The sequence below is a fragment of the Akkermansia sp. NBRC 115031 genome (assembly GCF_030268505.1).
Classification (GTDB): Bacteria; Verrucomicrobiota; Verrucomicrobiia; order Verrucomicrobiales; family Akkermansiaceae; genus Akkermansia; species Akkermansia massiliensis.
Window position 1 is genome coordinate 134,018 of record NZ_BSQU01000007.1, and the last position, 16,652, is coordinate 150,669.

The 16,652-nt window shown below is 59.9% G+C and carries 13 protein-coding genes; 12 read left to right on the forward strand and 1 reads right to left on the reverse strand.

The features are described from left to right. Positions 1–4 precede the first annotated feature (4 nt). The 12 genes from rplF to QSJ36_RS10470 all read left to right on the forward strand — a co-directional run bounded on the left by rplF (position 5) and on the right by QSJ36_RS10470 (position 15,489). Entirely contained in the window at positions 5–544 is a 540-nt protein-coding gene (rplF, locus tag QSJ36_RS10415) for a 50S ribosomal protein L6 (protein ID WP_102721103.1), read from the forward strand. 35 nt (positions 545–579) lie between these two features. Next, on the forward strand, positions 580–942 hold the full coding sequence (gene rplR, locus QSJ36_RS10420; RefSeq protein ID WP_022396876.1) for a 50S ribosomal protein L18: 363 nt from the start codon (positions 580–582) through the stop codon (positions 940–942). 16 nt (positions 943–958) lie between these two features. Further along, the gene (rpsE, locus tag QSJ36_RS10425; protein ID WP_102721104.1) at positions 959–1,630 is read left to right on the forward strand and encodes a 30S ribosomal protein S5; all 672 of its coding nucleotides are present in this window, start codon (positions 959–961) and stop codon (positions 1,628–1,630) included. A gap of 62 nt (positions 1,631–1,692) precedes the next feature. Continuing rightward, positions 1,693–2,151, forward strand: coding sequence for a 50S ribosomal protein L15 (rplO, locus tag QSJ36_RS10430; RefSeq protein WP_022396878.1), 459 nt, complete (start codon positions 1,693–1,695; stop codon positions 2,149–2,151). A gap of 164 nt (positions 2,152–2,315) precedes the next feature. After that, the gene (gene secY, locus QSJ36_RS10435) at positions 2,316–3,794 is read left to right on the forward strand and encodes a preprotein translocase subunit SecY (RefSeq protein ID WP_022396880.1); all 1,479 of its coding nucleotides are present in this window, start codon (positions 2,316–2,318) and stop codon (positions 3,792–3,794) included. Between the two features lie 32 nt (positions 3,795–3,826). Then, complete coding sequence (locus QSJ36_RS10440) at positions 3,827–4,477, forward strand: nucleoside monophosphate kinase (protein ID WP_102727750.1); 651 nt, start codon at positions 3,827–3,829, stop codon at positions 4,475–4,477. Positions 4,478–4,490: 13 nt separating this feature from the next. Further along, on the forward strand, positions 4,491–5,288 hold the full coding sequence (gene map, locus QSJ36_RS10445; RefSeq protein ID WP_022396882.1) for a type I methionyl aminopeptidase: 798 nt from the start codon (positions 4,491–4,493) through the stop codon (positions 5,286–5,288). 18 nt (positions 5,289–5,306) lie between these two features. Beyond that, complete coding sequence (locus QSJ36_RS10450) at positions 5,307–6,380, forward strand: acyltransferase (protein ID WP_285468635.1); 1,074 nt, start codon at positions 5,307–5,309, stop codon at positions 6,378–6,380. Between the two features lie 159 nt (positions 6,381–6,539). Beyond that, positions 6,540–8,102, forward strand: coding sequence for an HD domain-containing protein (locus QSJ36_RS10455; protein WP_102730837.1), 1,563 nt, complete (start codon positions 6,540–6,542; stop codon positions 8,100–8,102). Positions 8,103–8,137: 35 nt separating this feature from the next. Then, positions 8,138–10,225 (forward strand): polyphosphate kinase 1, encoded by a 2,088-nt coding sequence (ppk1, locus tag QSJ36_RS10460; protein WP_046434442.1) that lies wholly within the window; start codon positions 8,138–8,140, stop codon positions 10,223–10,225. Between the two features lie 87 nt (positions 10,226–10,312). Continuing rightward, a complete protein-coding gene (locus tag QSJ36_RS10465) occupies positions 10,313–11,608 on the forward strand; it encodes a hypothetical protein (protein ID WP_022396886.1) in 1,296 nt (431 codons plus the stop codon). A 164-nt stretch (positions 11,609–11,772) separates the two neighbouring features. Next, positions 11,773–15,489 (forward strand): VIT domain-containing protein, encoded by a 3,717-nt coding sequence (locus tag QSJ36_RS10470; protein WP_285468636.1) that lies wholly within the window; start codon positions 11,773–11,775, stop codon positions 15,487–15,489. A gap of 45 nt (positions 15,490–15,534) precedes the next feature. Here the strand turns inward: QSJ36_RS10470 and QSJ36_RS10475 are convergent, their stop codons facing one another. Continuing rightward, on the reverse strand, positions 15,535–16,635 hold the full coding sequence (locus QSJ36_RS10475; RefSeq protein WP_285468637.1) for a glycosyltransferase family 8 protein: 1,101 nt from the start codon (positions 16,633–16,635) through the stop codon (positions 15,535–15,537). Positions 16,636–16,652 lie beyond the last annotated feature (17 nt).

Consider the following 16,652-nt stretch of genomic DNA (forward strand, 5'->3'; position numbering starts at 1 on the left):
ACATATGTCCCGAGTTGGTAAAAAATCCATCACATTGCCGGACAAGGTAACGGTAAAGGTTAACGGCTCTTCCGTTCAGGTGGAAGGCCCCAAAGGCAAGCTTTCCTGGACGCTTCCGGAAGGCATCACCGCCTCCGTTGAAGGCAATCAGCTTTCCGTTGACCGCGCTGGCGAAAGCCGCCAGCTTCGCGCCCTGCACGGCACGAACCGTTCCCTGTTGAACAACATGGTCATCGGCGTTTCCGAAGGCTTCGTCAAAAACCTTGAAATCGTCGGCGTCGGTTTCCGCGCCGCCGTGAAGGGCAACATCCTGGACCTGAACCTGGGCAAGTCCCATCCGATCAACCAGGTGATTCCCGAAGGCCTCAAGGTGACCGTGACCGAAAACACGAAAGTGACGGTCGAAGGCATCGACAAACAGGTCGTAGGCCAGTTTGCCGCTGAAGTCCGTGCGTACTATCCCCCGGAACCCTACAAGGGCAAGGGCGTGCGCTTCGCCGGTGAAGTTATCCGCCGCAAGGAAGGCAAGAGCGTCGGTAAGTAATTCAGGTAATAACTATTACAACATATTTATACACGATGAGTACTATCAATCGCAAAGCCATCCGCTCCAAGGTTCGCCGCCGCATCCGCAGAAAGCTCTCCGGAACGGCTTCCCGCCCCCGCCTGGCTGTCTATTTCTCCAACCGTCACGTCTATGCCCAGATCATCGACGACACGGTGGGCAAGACCATCTGCTCCGCTTCCACGGCCGATGCCTCCATCGCCGATCCTTCCAAGCTCGCCAACCGCGCCTCTGCCACCAAGGTAGGCAACCTGATTGGTGAACGTGCGAAGGCCGCCAATGTCACTGAAGTCGTCTTCGACCGCGGTGGCTTCAAGTTCTGCGGCAAGGTGAAGGCTCTGGCCGATGCCGCCCGCGAAACTGGTTTGAAATTCTAATTGAAAGATTCCCTAAATGAATAACGAAACGGAAAACACTGCTCCTGCTACGGAAGCCGCCGCTCCCGCTCAAGCGCAGCAACCCGCACAGGGCGGCCGCGACTTCCGCGGTCCCCGCGGACCCCGCCGTGACGGCCAGAATGGCCGCGGACCCCGTGGTCCCCGCCGTGACGGACGCCGTGGCCCCCAGGCTGAAGCTCCCGTGGAAGAAGGCCCCCAGCTCGCTGAAAAGGTTGTGTTCATCAACCGTTGCGCCAAGGTCGTCAAGGGCGGCCGCCGCTTCTCCTTCTCCGCCCTCGTCGTGAGCGGCGACATGGAAGGCCGCGTAGGCTTCGGCTTCGGCAAGGCCAATGAAGTGGCAGACGCCATCCGCAAGGCTACGGAAGCCGCCAAGCGCCAGCTTCGCCCGGTCTCCATCGCCAACGGCACGATTCCGCATGAAGTCTACTCCGAATTCGGCGGCGGCAAGGTGCTCCTGAAGCCCGCCTCCCCCGGTACCGGCCTCATTGCCGGCAATACCATCCGTGCCGTGCTGGAAGCAGCCGGCGTGCGTGACATCGTTGCCAAATCCCTCGGTTCCTCCAACCATGCCAACGTGGTGAAGGCTACCCTGCAGGCTCTCGCTTCCCTGCGCACGAGCGACCAGGTCCTTGCCGACCGCGGCAAGAAGAAGGAAAAGGCCATCTAATCTGACCAGGAGGCGGCCGCCCCGTGCCGCCGCCTCCACGAAATCCAACCATTGTAAATAACATGTTACAGCTTCATACGATTAAGCCCAATCCGGGAGCCAAGCACCGCAGGAAGCGCCTCGGCAACGGGGAAAGCTCCGGTCTCGGCAAGACCTGCGGCAAAGGCAACAAGGGCCAGAAGGCCCGTTCCGGCGGCTCCATCCGCCCGGGATTTGAAGGCGGCCAGATGCCCCTTCACCGCCGTCTGCCCAAGAAGGGGTTCAACAACACCCGCTTCCAGGACAAAATCCTCATCGTCAACCTCTCCCAGCTCGAACGCGTGTTTGAAGCCGGCGCTACGGTTGATGAAAACACCCTGCGTGCAGCCAAGCTCGTTCAAGGTCCCTGTGACGCCGTGAAACTTCTCGGCAACGGCACCCTGACCAAAAGCCTGAACGTAGTCGTGGACTTCGTGAGCGCCAGCGCCCGCGAAAAGGTGACTCAGGCCGGTGGCACCGTCACCGTGCTCAGCGAAGCCTAATCACATTTGGCGAACCGGGTCATGCAGCTTGACCCGGTTCGCATCATTGTGTTTACTGTTGCGGTCCCCATGGATGCCCCGGGTACAAGCCGCCGTGACATGCAAGCCAAGCTGCGCGACAACTTCTATATTACAGGACCATGATATCCGCATTTGCAAACTCCATGAAAGTACCGGAGCTCAGGCACCGGATTTTGTTCACACTGGCGATGATCGTCGTCGTCCGCCTGGGGGTACAGATACCCCTGCCGGGCATTGACGTCATGGAGCTGCAGAAAGTGATTGAAGCCTCCGCGAATGCCAGCGGTCCCGGTGCGGGCCTGGCTACCGTGCTGACCATCTTTTCCGGCGGCGGCCTGCAGCAGTGCGGCATTTTTGCGCTGGGCATCATGCCCTACATCTCCGCTTCCATCATGACCCAGCTCCTTTCCGCGGTGGTTCCCCAGTGGGCCAAGATGGTGCGGGAAGAGGGAGGCCGCCAGAAGATGACCAAATGGACGCGCGCCATTGCCATCGTCATCGCCATTGTGCAGGGCTGGTTCCTGGTCGGTACATTGGAACATCCGGACCGTTTGAAAGCCGTGGGCCTCAACATCCCTCCGGACTGCCAGCTCGTCATTGACCCAGGCATGCAGTTTGCCCTGATGACGGTGCTCATCATGGTGGCGGGCACCATGTTCCTGATGTGGATAGGCGACCAGATTACGGAGCGCGGCGTCGGCAACGGCGTCTCCCTCATTATTTCCGTCAACATTATCCATGCCCTTCCGGGCGCGGTGACCCTGGCCTGGAAAACGCTGGTGTACAAGGACGGCGCGGTCGTCCCGATGGGCGCCATGCTGCTCGTGGCCCTGATCGCCTTCCTGATTATCGTGGTGGCGCTCGTCGTCACGGTAACGCAGGCCCAGCGGCGCATACCCGTGCAATACGCCAAACGGGTCATGGGCAATAAAATGTTCAACGGCGCCACTCAGTACCTGCCGCTCAAGCTCAACTACTCCGGCGTGATGCCCGTCATCTTCGCCACGGCCATCCTGTCCCTTCCGCAGGTGCTCTTCTCCCAGATCGCCCACTACAATACCACGCTGCAGTGGATCGCCACCAAGATGAATGACTGGATGAACCCCGCTTCCTCCGGCTACTACATCATTTCCGGCCTCATGATCTTCTTCTTCTCCTACTTCTGGGTGGCTACCATGTTCCAGCCCTCCCAGATCGCGGAAGACCTGAAGCGCAATGGCGGCTACATCCCCGGCATCCGCCCCGGACCTCCCACCGCCCTTTTCCTGGACCAGACCATGCAGAGGCTGACCTTTGCCGGTTCCGCATTCCTGACCCTCATCTACTTCCTGCCTTCCCTGCTGAACATCGGGGGCAGCATCCCCTACCTGGTCACCCAATTCTTCGGGGGCACCAGCCTTCTGATTCTGGTCGGCGTGCTGCTTGACATGATGCGCCAGGTGGAAACCACTCTTCTCTCCCGCAACTACGACGGCTTCCTGAAAAAAGGCAAGCTCAAGGGCAAATACGGTCACATCCAGGGTACCGGAGCCGCCGCAGGCAGCCGCACGGTCACCGTCATGTGGGTCGTCATCGCCCTGCTGGTGCTGGCTGGTGCCATCGCCTACAATGCCATGCAGTAAGGAACGCCATTCCCTCTTCCGAAAGTAAAGACATGAAGGATCTCAAGCATTTCATCCTGGTTGGGCCTCCCGCATCCGGCAAAGGAACCCAGGGCCGGTTTCTGGCTGATACTTTCAACCTGAACTCCCTGAGCACCGGCTCCCTGCTGCGGCGGGAAGTGGAATCCTGCACGGAGCTGGGACGGAAAGCCCTGGGCTATATGGACAAGGCCATGCTGGTTCCGGACGAGATCGTCAACGACATGGTGCGCGGCTGGCTTTCGGAAATGGACAATGACGCATGGCTGCTGGACGGCTATCCCCGCACGGTTGCGCAGGCGGAAGCCCTGGACCATTTCCTGACCCAGCGCGGAACCTCCGTGGACGTGGTCGTCTGGATGGACGTAGCCCGGGAACTCATTGAACAGCGCATCATGCACCGCCGGGAATGCTCCACGTGCGGCCATGTGGTGCAGACATCGGAAGAGGAATGCTCCAAATGCGGAGGCAAAATGGTCTCCCGCAAGGATGACAACATGGAGGCCTTCGCCCGCCGCTGGAAAGACTTTGAAGCCATGACGCTGCCCGTAGCCAGGTACTACGAAGCCCGCGGCCTGGTGGTTAAAATGACGGTAACCGAGGAACGGGAACCTGCCGAGGTTTCCTGCGACCTGGCCCGCAAGCTGGAAGAATACCGGCAATAGAAAGACGAATTCCATGGCAGAACGAATCCACATCAAGTCTCCCGGCGAGGTTGCCAAGATGCAAAAGGCCGGAGCTGTAACGGCGGAAATCTTGATGGAGATCGGAGCCGAGGTCCAGGCGGGCCGCACCACGCGGGAAATAGACGACATCGCGCGTGAAATCTTCAAGAAGCACAAGGTAGGCAACTCCTTCTACCAGTACCGCGGGTTCCCCGGCCAGCTCTGCATTTCCATCAATGAGGAAGTGGTGCACGGCAGCGGCGGTCCGCGCCGCATCCAGAACGGGGACATCGTGAGCCTGGACGTGGGCGCCATTGTGGACGGCTGGCATGGAGACAACGCCATGACCGTGCCCGTGGGCATGGTGGACCCGGAAAAGCTGCGCCTGCTGGCCGTGACGGAGGAATCCCTGTTCCGTGCCATTGAACTGGTGAGGCCCGGCGCGCTGCTGGCGGACGTCTGCGCGGCTGTGGAGGGCTTTGTGCGTCCCCGCGGGTACACCGTGGTCAGGGACTTTGTAGGCCATGGCATAGGCCGCCATCTGCATGAAGAGCCCCAGGTTCCCAACTACCGCCCCCATTACAAGCTTCCGCGCCTGAAAAAGGGCATGGCGCTGGCTATCGAACCGATGGTGAACGCCGGCAGGCCTTCCGTCAAGATTCTGGATGACGGCTGGACGGTCGTCACGGCGGACGGCAAGCCATCCGCCCATTTTGAGCACACGGTCATCGTGACGGACGGGGCTCCCCTGATTGTGACGGAGCGTCCCCGCATCGCGTTGCCGGAGCAGCTCGGCATCGCCCCTTTGTAACTCCAGCCCCGCAAGGGAATGACGCCGCCGGACGCCCAGATTCCCGCTCCCGTAATTCTGGAGAGGACGGCCACGCACCGGATGGTGTGGGTGGATGTGGCCCGTGTGATTGCCTGCATCCTGATTATTGCAAACCACATGGCCTTCTATTCGGCGGAGCTTTACCGGTGGATATGGGCGGAATTCCTGGCGGCGCGCACTCCCTTTTTCCTGCTGGCGGCGGGTTACTTTGTGGGGCGCGGTTCGTTTGGTCCGCTGGACGGGGGGAGCTTTTTCCTGTGGAAGCGGAGCTGGTTTCTTCTCCGCCCGTACCTGGTGTGGGGGCTGGCGGCGGCCGTTCTGATCGGCTGGTCCCCCCTTCATGAATACTACGCCTCCTACCAGCCCATGTATGCATGGCTGAAGGGGGAGGCGGGCAGCGGCTTCTGGTCCGCCCTCGCGGCGTTCGGCCGCTGCCTGGGCATTGCCGGGCACCCGGTGGACGCCCCCATGTGGTTTCTGCGCGACATCATCATTTATACCGCTGTAGCGCCCTTCCTGCACCGCATGGGGAACTACATGCTCTGGGTGGGAATCATCATGCTCTCCCTGAACTACTTTGCGCTGGACCTGGCGGATCATGACTATCCTATCGCCAACAGCCTGGGCTTTTTCCTGGTGGGGATGTACGTATCCCGTTACTCCCTTCCGTTCCTGACGGAATCCGTGCGCCGGTATGCGGTGCCGTTCCTGCTTGCCACGCTCGCGCTTACCTGGTGGCTGGTGGGCCACCGGGACCAGCACAACTCCATGCTTATTGCGCTGGGAATGCTGGGGCTGATGTCCCTGGCCATCCTGTTCACGGAGTGGTTTCCGCGCGCGGCCAGATGGGTGGCGGGGCTGGCCCCGGCGTGCTTCTTCATCTTCGGCACGCACTACATCGTCATCATCCTGCTGCGTGAAAGCGGCTGGATTACGTGGAAGGGGGAGGCCTGGGACGTCCTGTGGCTCTGCCTGGTTCCGGTCATCTTCGCCGTGCTGGCGGGGCTCTTCTTCTGCATGAAAAGGTTTGCCCCGCGCCTGGTTCCCCTGCTGGGAGCCTACGGGAAATAGCCGCCCTGCAGGGCCGTTCCTCCGGACCGGAAAAGGAGCCGCGCTTATCTCTTGCCGTCAAAAGGCAAATTCCTTATTCTGCCCCTTGCTGGAACGGGCGGGGATGGCGCTTTTGTCACGCCGCCATTCTTGCTCCACGGCTGGGAAACAATACATGGTATGGCAATGATTCAAGGCGAGCAGGTTCAGGATTCGGAATTATCAACGCAGGCGGTGATCTACCTGGGGCCGGGCTCCATGAGCCTGATGGTGGCTGAGGTGGTTCAGGACAGGATTCGCCTGCTGGACTTTCTCCAGCAGCCCGTGCCCATGGCGCGGGACATCTTCCGTTTCCACCGCATTTCCCGGCATACCATGGACCGCTGCGTGCAAATCATCGGAGACTATCTGGAAATTCTCAAGGAATACGGAACCGGCAGCAGGCTTTCCGTCCGGCTCATGATCTCCAACATCATTTCCGAGGCGGACAATGTGGACGTGTTCGTCAACCGCATGCACGTGGCCCACGGCCTGCGGGGACGCCGGATTGACGACGGCAAAATGACGCGCCTCATTTACGTGAAGGTGCAGGAAACGCTGGCGCAATACCCGGGATTCAGCAAGAAAAAGGTGCTCGTGGTCCATACGGGGCCGGGCAATACCCGCGTGCTCCTGTTCCAGAAGGGGCGCATCGTGCGCTATTCCTGCTACCGGCTGGGGACGCACCGCACGGGCGAGGCCGTCGGAGAAATAGAATACGGGGACGATGTGGCGGAACTTTCCCTGCTGCGGGAGCACATGCGCGGGCAGGTGGACCAGATTTGCCTGGATTACGGCGGCGTCAAGGGCCTCGCTGGGCTCATCGTCATCGGCCAGGAGATGCAACAGCTCCGTGACCGCCTGGACCCCACGCCGGAAGGCAAGGTGGCGTGTTCCGCCCTGGTGGCGGAAGCGGAACGGATGTCCCGCACCACCCTGGAGCAGCGCATGAACGTTTACGGGGCGGACTTTGCCGGGGTGGATTCCCTTCTGCCCGCCGTGCTGATGACGGAGATGATTGCCCGCAGCCTGAACCTGAATGACGTGATCATCCCCGGAAGCGGCTATGACGAGGAATTCTCAAGCAGCCTGATCCGGGCGGAACAGCATCCGGGGGACCTGGAGGCGGAGGTGCTCCACTTCGCCGGGATTCTGGCGGACAGGTACAAGGCGGACAAGGGGCACCGCGAGCATGTGGCGCGCCTGTGCATGGAAATGTTTGACCAGCTCCAGGACCTGCACCGCCTTTCCGAGCACGACCGGCTGCTGCTGGAGGTGGCCTCCATCCTGCATGAGGTGGGGTCTTTCATCAGCCAGCAGGACCACCAGCTCCATTCCCAGTACATCATCCTGAACAGTGAAATCTTCGGCCTTTCCCGGGACGACGTGGAAACGATCGCCCTGCTGGCCCGCTACCACCGGCATGAGGTGCCCGCCAATTCCGACCCCATGTACGGGGAGCTGGAGCTGACGGACCGCATGCGCGTAGCCAAGATGGCTGCCATCCTGCGCGTGGCGGACGCCCTGGAACGCGGCCATGCCCAGCGCGTGAACGGCGTCCGGGCGCGCATCCGGGGCCGGATGCTGGAGCTGGAGCTCCAGGGCGTGCGTGAAACCGCCGTGGAAGACCTGGCGCTGCGGCTGAAGGGCGACCTGTTTGCGGACATCTTCGGTTATGACGTCGTGCTGGTGCCCCAGCGGTAGGCCGATTCAAGAAACTTCCATCCCTTATTTTCTCCATGTCTAACGAATACATCAACAGAGAGCTCTCCTGGCTGGAATTCAATCAGCGCGTGCTGGACCAGGCCGTGAGAACGGACCTTCCCCTGCTGGAACGCCTGAAGTTCCTGGCTATTACCGCCTCCAACCTGGACGAGTTCTTCATGGTGCGCGTGGGCGGCCTCCAGATGCTGCGGCATTCCGGCTCCCGCGTGAAGGACATTTCCGGGCTGACCCCAACCCGCCAGCTCAAGGACATCCGCACCCGCGTGGGCCGCATGATTGAGGACCAGTACCGCCTGTTTCATGAAGAAATCCTGCCGTGGATGGAAATCAACGGCATCAATCCGCTGGCCATGGAGGACCTCAGCACTTCCCAGAAGCTGACGCTGGAGCAATACTTCAACAACCAGATATTCCCGTTGCTGACGCCGCTGGACATGGATGCGCCGGAGGCTCCCGCGCTGCCGTCCCTCAAGCTGCTCATGGGCGTGGAACTGCGGGACAATGAAACCGGGGAGGTCCGCGCCAGCGTGGTGGCCCTGCCGGACGGCCTGCCGCGGCGCGTGCCCGTCCCTTCCGCGGAAACGGAACGCTACGTGATGCTGGAGGACTTGGTCCGGGAATGCATCGGCACCGTTTTTCCCGGTGAAACCGTTCTCTCCGCCGCGGTATTCCGCGTCACGCGCAATGGGGACATTGCCGTGCAGGAGGAGGACGCCCTGGACCTGGCGGATGAAATGGAGGAAGTGCTTGTGGCCCGCAAATTCTCCGAATGCGTGAGGCTGGAAATAGAATCCTCCGCTCCCGTCCCCCTGCATGACAGGATCATGCAGATCGTCGGCGCGGGGAAGGAGGAAACGTATGACCTCAAGGGCCCCCTAATGCTTTCCGACTTCATGGAAATGGCCTTTGCCCCCGGCAATGACCAATTGAAAGTGGAGCAATGGTCCCCGCAGCCGTCACCCTCCGTGGACCCTGCCGTCAGCATCTTTGAAAACATCGCCAACGGGGACATCCTGCTCAACCATCCCTATGAAAGCTTTGAACCCGTCCTGCGCCTGGTGGAGGAAGCCGCGGAAGACCCGGACGTCATCGCCATCAAGCAGGTCCTGTACCGGACCGCCAAAAACTCCCGCATCGTAGCCGCCTTGAAAAAGGCGGCGGAAAGCGGCAAGCAGGTGACGGCGCTGGTGGAACTGAAAGCCCGGTTTGACGAAGCCCGCAACCTGGAAAAGGCGGAGGAACTGCAGCGTTCCGGCGTGCAGGTGGTCTACGGCGTCAAGGGCCTGAAAACCCATGCCAAGATATGCCTGGTGGTGCGCCGGGAGCAGGGCATGCTGCGGCGTTACTGCCACTTCGGCACGGGAAACTACAATGAAACAACCGCCAAGATTTACACGGACATTTCCTACCTCACCTGCGACGACCAGCTGGGGGCAGACGCCTCCCAGTTCTTCAACTCCGTAACGGGACGCACCAAGCTCATGCGCTTCCGCAAGCTGTACCCCTCCCCGGTGTTGATGAAGGCGCGCCTCATTGAACTCATTGAAGGGGAGGCGGAGCGCGCGCGGCAGGGGGAACCGGCTCGCATCTCCGCCAAGATGAACAGCCTTCAGGATGTGGAAATCATTGACGCCCTGTACAGGGCCGCGGACGCCGGGGTGGACATTGAACTGAACGTGCGCGGCATCTGCTGCCTGAAAACGGGCCCCCGGCCCAACGGCAAGGTGATCCGCGTGGTCAGCATTGTGGACCGCTATCTGGAGCACGCGCGCATCTTCTTCTTCCACCACGGCGGCAATCACCAGCTCTTCATCGCCAGCGCGGACTGGATGACCCGCAATCTGGACAAGAGGGTGGAGCTCATGGTGCCCGTCACCAACGGGAAGCTGGCGCGCCGCCTCAAATCCATCCTGGACGCCTGTTTCAGGGACAACGTGCAGGCCTGCAATATTTTGCCTGACGGCACTTCCGAGCACGTCGTTCGGAAAAAGGGCCAGAAAGCCTTCCGTTTGCAGCAGTACCTGACCAAGGAGGCCCGCCGCCTGGCCAAGGACAAGGAACGGGAACGCCAGCAGATGCTGGAGCCCCACACGCCGCATTAACCCGGTCCGGAGCATTGGGCCGCATGCGTGGCATCCTCCGGCATACCTTCAACACGTAGCGGTCCGGAACATGTCTTTTCATGAGACATGTTTGCCCGCGTATGCTGTTTTTTCCTGATCGCGCTGGCTGGGGGGTACGGCTCTGTATGGGCGGAAGGTTCGGCATGGCAGGCGTCCGGGCCTGCGGGCCCCGGAGCCTCCGTAAGGGCTCCTTCCCATCCGGCGGAGGATGGCTTGTACTCCCGTCTGAAGAAGATGCCCTATCTCTATGACAACAAGGACGCGGAGTTCCTGAACCAGTTCAAGCTGCTGCTGACGGGGCAGTACCAGGGGGCTCAGGTCTCCCCTTCCGGAGCCAACCGGTTCCGCAAGGGCTCTCATGGCAGGGAAAACGAATGGCGGAGGCTCCAGATAGGGTTTGAAGCCGTTTTCTTCAAAAACCGCCTGACGCTGCACAGTTTGACCAACATGGGGGAGCTGGACGGCATGTACAAGGTGGAGGATGGCCGCTGGAGAAGAACGAAGACGGACTGGAGCATCTTTGAACTCTACCTGAAATACAAGGTCAATCCCTCCTTCTTTGCGCGCGTCGGGAAAATCACCTCCAAGATGACGGCGGAATTCCGGGAGACGGCCAGTGAACTCAAGACCCTAGAACGGTCCGACCTGGTCAACCAGCTCGGGACCATCTCCAGTTGGGGCGTTGTGCTGGAAAACCCGCGGCAGGACGTGCCCGTGGGGTGGGAGGCTTCCGTCTTCCTGAACGACACCAGCGACAGCCTGGCGCATGAAATCAGGTTTAATACGGCGGACAATGCCTTTGCCAAGGCCTCCGTCCATCTGGACGCCCGCGGCTTTCTGCCGGGGGAGAAAAGCCGCGTCTGGCTGACGTATGCCCACAACTTCACCCATTACGCGGGGCGCTCCCTGCCGGAGGATTCCTATTACTCCGGGCTTGGCGCCCGGGATGTGGCGGCGGTGGACTGGGTCATGTCCCGGGGGAAATTTTCCATGGTGACGGAACTCATGTCCGGCTTCCGCGTGGTGGGGACCTCTCTGGGAGAGAATGTTTACGGCCTGGCGGTATTGCCTTCCTACAGGTTTTCCCCGCATCTGGAAGGCGTGTTCCGCTACCAGCTCTCCCATGGGCGGGACGCCGTGAAAATGTACGCCCGCTATGTTCCCGCGGTGACCACCTATCCCAAATGGGTCAGCACGATGAACTCCTTTTACTTCGGCCTGAATTATTATTTTTTCCCGGAAGACCCGGACATGCTGAAATTGATGGCAGGGGGGGAATATACGACGACCAGCGGAGCGCCGGAAGGCGCCAGGTGCTTCAGCGGATGGACCTGGTTTGCCGCCGTCAGGTTCCACTTTTGAACGGGGAAGGGCAGATTCCTTTCCTCCCGGGGGATTGGCCCTTTTGCGGGCAATCATGCGGGAGCCGTTTACAACAAATAGTTTGCCCTGGACTGTGCCTTGTGGTAGGAAGGGAGGGAGATGGGAAAGCCCGCCTTTTTCCATCTCTCCCCACCCCCCCTAGAATGATGAAATTTACATATTCTCTCTGCCTGTGCATTCTTGCCTGCTGCGTTTCTCTGGCCCAGACGGCTTCCTTGCGTTCCGTTGTTCTCCCTCCTCCTTCCATGAAAGTGGAATGCCGCGCGGATGAGAGCCCCGTTTCCATTTCCCGGGCGGAAATCAAGTCTCGCGTGATGGATTTCCTGGCGGAAACGGAAGTGACGCTGGTTTTTCACAACCCCAACACGCGTGTGATGGAAGGGGAATTGGTGTACCCTCTCCCGGCTGGAGCCATCGTACAGGGGTATGCGCTGGACATCAACGGCCGCATGGTGGATGGCGTGCCGGTACCCAGGCAAAAGGCGCGCGTGGCGTTTGAAGAAGAGGTGCGCAAACAGGTTGATCCCGGACTGGTGGAATGGTCCGGCGGCAACATGTTCAAGACGCGCGTATATCCCATTCCTGCGGGAGGAACCCGCACTGTGCGGCTGCGCTATTCCACGGTTCTTCCCGTGGATGCCGCAGGAGCGCCGTCCCTGCAGCTTCCGATGAATTTCAAGGAGAAACTGGATTCCCTCAAGCTGAGGGTGGAAGTGTTCGCCGGCCGGAAGCCCGTTGTCGTTTCCTCCCCGCTAGACAACGTGGAATTCAAGGATTGGCGCAGCGCCTTCCTGGCGGAAAAGGAATGGAAGGGTCTGTCCCTGACGGAAGACCTGTTCATCTCCCTGCCGCGTGCGCAGGGAAAAGATGCGGGGAGAGCGAAGGTATTTGTGGAGTCCTTTGACGGCAGGGACTATGCCGCCGTGATTATTCCCCGGCCTGAGCGGACGGACGGAAAGAGCGGCGTGGAAGCCGCGCCCACGATAGAGCTGCTTTGGGACGCTTCCGGTTCCATGAAAGGAGCGGATGTCCGGAAATTCCTGGATTTTCTGAAACGATATCTTGCTTGCGGCAGAACGCAGGGGCGGCAAACCCGCATCAACCTGACTGTTTTCCGGGACCGGATCATGCCTTCAAAAACGTTCGAGGTCGCTCCGGACAATCTGGACGAGCTGGCCCGCGAACTGCTGGCTCTGGACTATGACGGGGCCACGTGTGACTGGAGCGCTGTTCGGGAAAAGCTGAGCGCTTGTTCCGGGGCGTCGGACTGCCTGGTTGTCAGTGATGGATTTATCAATTTCAGCTCCGTGCCGGAAAAGCGGGGGACTAGCTCCGCTAAAACCTTCGCCCTGATGGTGACACCGCGCAAGGATGCGAATACGTTCATCCGGATGGGCATTCCTGTGATCGACCTGGCCAGTCAAACGGCGGAGCAGGCGATGGAGCGCCTCGTCAGGGGAGAAATTTCCATCCGATACATTATTGACAGGGGGAATATGCCCTGGAGGACGTTTTCAAGGTATGAAATTCCTGGAATGCCATCGGATTCCGTCCTTTTGCTGGCGGAACTGGAGCCGGGTTCCTACCGCGGGACGGTGGAGGTTGCCGGAGTGGAAATTCCCGTGGCGGCGGATGCCTCCGGGGGGACGCCCGGAACCATGCTGAGGGCCTTGTATGCCCAGGCAAGGCTCCAGGAACTTCTCTGCCGTCCACCCTCTGCCGTTAGGGATGAAGCTGTGGGGAACCTGGGAATGGAATATGGAATCGTGACGCTCGGTACCTCTCTGCTGGTGCTGGACTCCCTGGAGCAATACCTGAAATATGGTGTGCGTCCTCCCGCTTCCGCTTCAGAATTGCGGGCGGAATATGACAAGAGGATGCTGAAACGCGAACGGAAGGAGGACATGGCTGAAGAGACCGCAAGATTAAACCGCTTGAAAGCGTGCCTTGCTTCCTGGAAAGAAATGCAGAAATGGTACGCAAAGGAATTTTTCAATCCGGAAGAGATGGAAAGTGTCTTGAAAGATGACCGGTTGAAACAGGCCTTGATTCATACGTGCCGGGGCAATGACCGGGAGGCGCTGGAAATCTACCGGAAAGTATTGAAGGATGAGCGTAATAACCGGACGGCCTTGAAGGGCGTCACGGTCATGGAAAGGCGCCTCCGGGAAAAAGAAGCACAGGCTGAAAAAACCTCTGGGGAAAACGCTGCCCGTGACAGGGAGCTGGCTGAGGCAAGAGCAAACTTGAACAGGGAACTGGACAGGGAGCCTGCGGACATAGCGGGAAGCCTCCGCCTGGCCTACGGCTTTTATGACCTTGGGGATTACGATAAGGCCCTTTCCCTGTTTAACAGGATATTGGAAAAGGCTCCGGAAAATGTTTCGGCAAGAAGGGGTGCGGAGACTGTGGCCCGCAGAAAAACTGCCTATTACTCCGCCGCTTATGATGAAAGAAGAAGCGCCATGCTGGCGGAAGTGGATTCTCTCTGGGAGCGTCCGGCCGGATCCTCTCCGGAGGAAGAAAATTCGGGGGAATCCGCTCCGGCGCCTGTTATAGTTCAAGGTAACAATATATCCGGAGATTCCGGTGCTGTCATCAGGGCGTCCGGAAGTTTTAATGCAGAAGCCGGGAGTTCTCCGGACTCCGCCTCCCCGGATCTGCTGGGGAACGAGAATTCCGCTCCGGAAAATCAAAAGGTGGTAGGGTCCCTGTTCCTGGGAGGGGGAGAAACATTAAATGGACTAAAGGCGCGGGAACAGGATGCCGGTTCTTCCCCCGTCATAAACGTGAAGGCGTGGGACTCCAAGGCTCCGTATCTGGCGGCTCTGGATGCGGCTGACCGGCCTTTTGCGGTCTATATGAAACTCAAGGAAAAGTATGGGGACAGCCCCGGTTTTTACATGGACTGCTCTGACTGGTTTGCCGGGAAGGGGGACAAGGCGCTGGCTGTCCAGATTCTGTCCAACCTGGCGGAGCTGGAACTGGAAAACCGTTCCCTGCTGCGCATGCTGGGCTACAAGCTGCGTTACATGGGAGAACTCCGGCAAGCCAGGTTCATTTTTGAAACCGTAAAAACGCTGTTTCCGGAAGAACCCCAGTCCTACCGGGATCTGGCGCTGGTGCTGGATGAACTGGGGGAAGCCCAAAAGGCGTTCGACATGTACCGGGAGGTGCTGGAACGCCCGATGCCGCGCCGCTTCACCGGCGTGGAGCAGATTGTGCTGGTGGAACTGAACCGGCTTGTTTCCCGGAGCAGGGCGGTGGGAATGAAGCTGGATACCGGGGGGCTGGACCCTGCCTTTCTCCAGCCGGTGGAGGCTGATTTGCGCGTGGTCATCAACTGGGACACGGATGCGTCTGACATGGACCTTTGGGTCACGGACATCACCGGAGAAAAATGCTATTACTCCCATCGGCTGACCACTCATGGCGGCCATTTGTCCCGTGACGTGACGCAGGGCTACGGGCCGGAAGAATACCTGGTGCGCAAGGCTCTTCCCGGTCCCTATCTGGTCCAGACGCATTATTACGGCACCCGGTCGCAGAAAATGCTGGCTCCCGTTACCCTGTACGCGGAAGTGTACACGGATTACGGCCGTCCGCAGGAAAAGCGGAAAACGCTGGTATTCCGCCTGAATGGCCGGGACCAGGTGGTGAATGTGGGGAAAATGGCGTACGTACAGGCGTGCCCGGCAGAAGGAGCTCGGGATTACCAGGTGAAGGCCGGGGAAACCCGGGCGTCCATCGCTGAAAGCCGGTTGAAGGACGGAAAGCGCGCCGGGGAAATTATCCGCCTGAATCCGGCTCTGAAAGACCGGGAACCTAAAACGGGGGAAATCATCATACTGCCGGAGTGATTGGAGACTGCGGCTCTTCTCGAACGCCTGTTGCCGCCGGCGGGGCTATACGCCTTCAAAGACGCGCAGCAGGCGTTTCAGCAGGTTGATTCTGGTCTTGCGTTTCCGGAAGCCGTTCCCGAAGGAGAACGGCAGGTGCCATTGATTGTGGCGCAATTGCCGTCGCGTCCATTGCGTGAATTCCTCCAGCAATTGGGACAGATGGGGCCGAAGGGAGGCCGTTTCCATGGCCGGCTTCCACCAGACGGACGCAGACACGATGTATTCCTCTGATTTTTCCGGGAACAGCCAGGGCTTTTTGGAGCCGATCATGTGGAAAAGCTTCCAGGAGCAGGTGGCGTGGATGTTGGAAACCCCGGCGAATTCCGTGCCTGCGCAGGCCTCTTCCAGTCCGTTTTTCCCCAGTTCAAATTGGAAATGGTAGTTCCATTCAACAGGCAGCGGAAAAATCTGCCGGTGGAAGACGATATTCAGCGCGTCCTGGTCCGGATGTTCCAGGAGCTCATTGTGTTCTTCAATGACGTGGAGCAGGCGGACTTCCGCATCCTCCTCCCTCATTCGGTCCAGGTCCAGGACCAGCACGCCGGAGTTGAAATAGTGGAAGGGATCGTGCAGGCCCAAAGGTTGAAGTTTCCGGAGCTGGCGCCGCGGATACCCCGCTACCAGGCTGCTCAGCACCGCCGTATCCCGTACGGCGCCCACGGCCGCCCCGCAGAGGTCCGTATCGTAAAGCTCCGCTACGTCCGCATACAGGACCGTATCCGCATCTAGATAGACAATCCGGGAATGCCGGGGGAACAGGCTGGGTGCCAGCAGGCGCGCGTAGGCCAGGGCGGAAAAGCGTTTCACGTCCCTCCGGCGCAGCATCTGTTCCAGCTTGCCGGGAATGGTCATGAACTGAAGGGTTGCGTTCGGATAACCGGAAACGGCCTTGTCCAGTTCCTGCATGTTTTCTTCTTCCAGCCCGTCATGGACCACCCACAGCCTGTAGTTCCGTTCCGGGTTGGAATGGCGTGCCAGGGAATGCAGGGTGACGGCCAGGCACACGGTCCAGGCGGAGGTGACGGCAAACATGACGTCTATGGCAGGAGGCGCAGCGGCAGCATGGAAGGCTGCGGGCGGTGCGGTGGAAAGGGAGGAGGGCATGATGTTAAAGGATGGGA

Bases quoted from the DNA above. Each gene is read 5' to 3' on its own strand.
- rplF (WP_102721103.1), top strand. From the start codon at position 5: ATGTCCCGAGTTGGTAAAAAATCCATCACATTGCCGGACAAGGTAACG.
- rplR (WP_022396876.1), top strand. From the start codon at position 580: ATGAGTACTATCAATCGCAAAGCCATCCGCTCCAAGGTTCGCCGCCGC.
- rpsE (WP_102721104.1), top strand. From the start codon at position 959: ATGAATAACGAAACGGAAAACACTGCTCCTGCTACGGAAGCCGCCGCT.
- rplO (WP_022396878.1), top strand. From the start codon at position 1,693: ATGTTACAGCTTCATACGATTAAGCCCAATCCGGGAGCCAAGCACCGC.
- secY (WP_022396880.1), top strand. From the start codon at position 2,316: ATGAAAGTACCGGAGCTCAGGCACCGGATTTTGTTCACACTGGCGATG.
- QSJ36_RS10440 (WP_102727750.1), top strand. From the start codon at position 3,827: ATGAAGGATCTCAAGCATTTCATCCTGGTTGGGCCTCCCGCATCCGGC.
- map (WP_022396882.1), top strand. From the start codon at position 4,491: ATGGCAGAACGAATCCACATCAAGTCTCCCGGCGAGGTTGCCAAGATG.
- QSJ36_RS10450 (WP_285468635.1), top strand. From the start codon at position 5,307: ATGACGCCGCCGGACGCCCAGATTCCCGCTCCCGTAATTCTGGAGAGG.
- QSJ36_RS10455 (WP_102730837.1), top strand. From the start codon at position 6,540: ATGGCAATGATTCAAGGCGAGCAGGTTCAGGATTCGGAATTATCAACG.
- ppk1 (WP_046434442.1), top strand. From the start codon at position 8,138: ATGTCTAACGAATACATCAACAGAGAGCTCTCCTGGCTGGAATTCAAT.
- QSJ36_RS10465 (WP_022396886.1), top strand. From the start codon at position 10,313: ATGTTTGCCCGCGTATGCTGTTTTTTCCTGATCGCGCTGGCTGGGGGG.
- QSJ36_RS10470 (WP_285468636.1), top strand. From the start codon at position 11,773: ATGATGAAATTTACATATTCTCTCTGCCTGTGCATTCTTGCCTGCTGC.
- QSJ36_RS10475 (WP_285468637.1), bottom strand. From the start codon at position 16,635: ATGCCCTCCTCCCTTTCCACCGCACCGCCCGCAGCCTTCCATGCTGCC.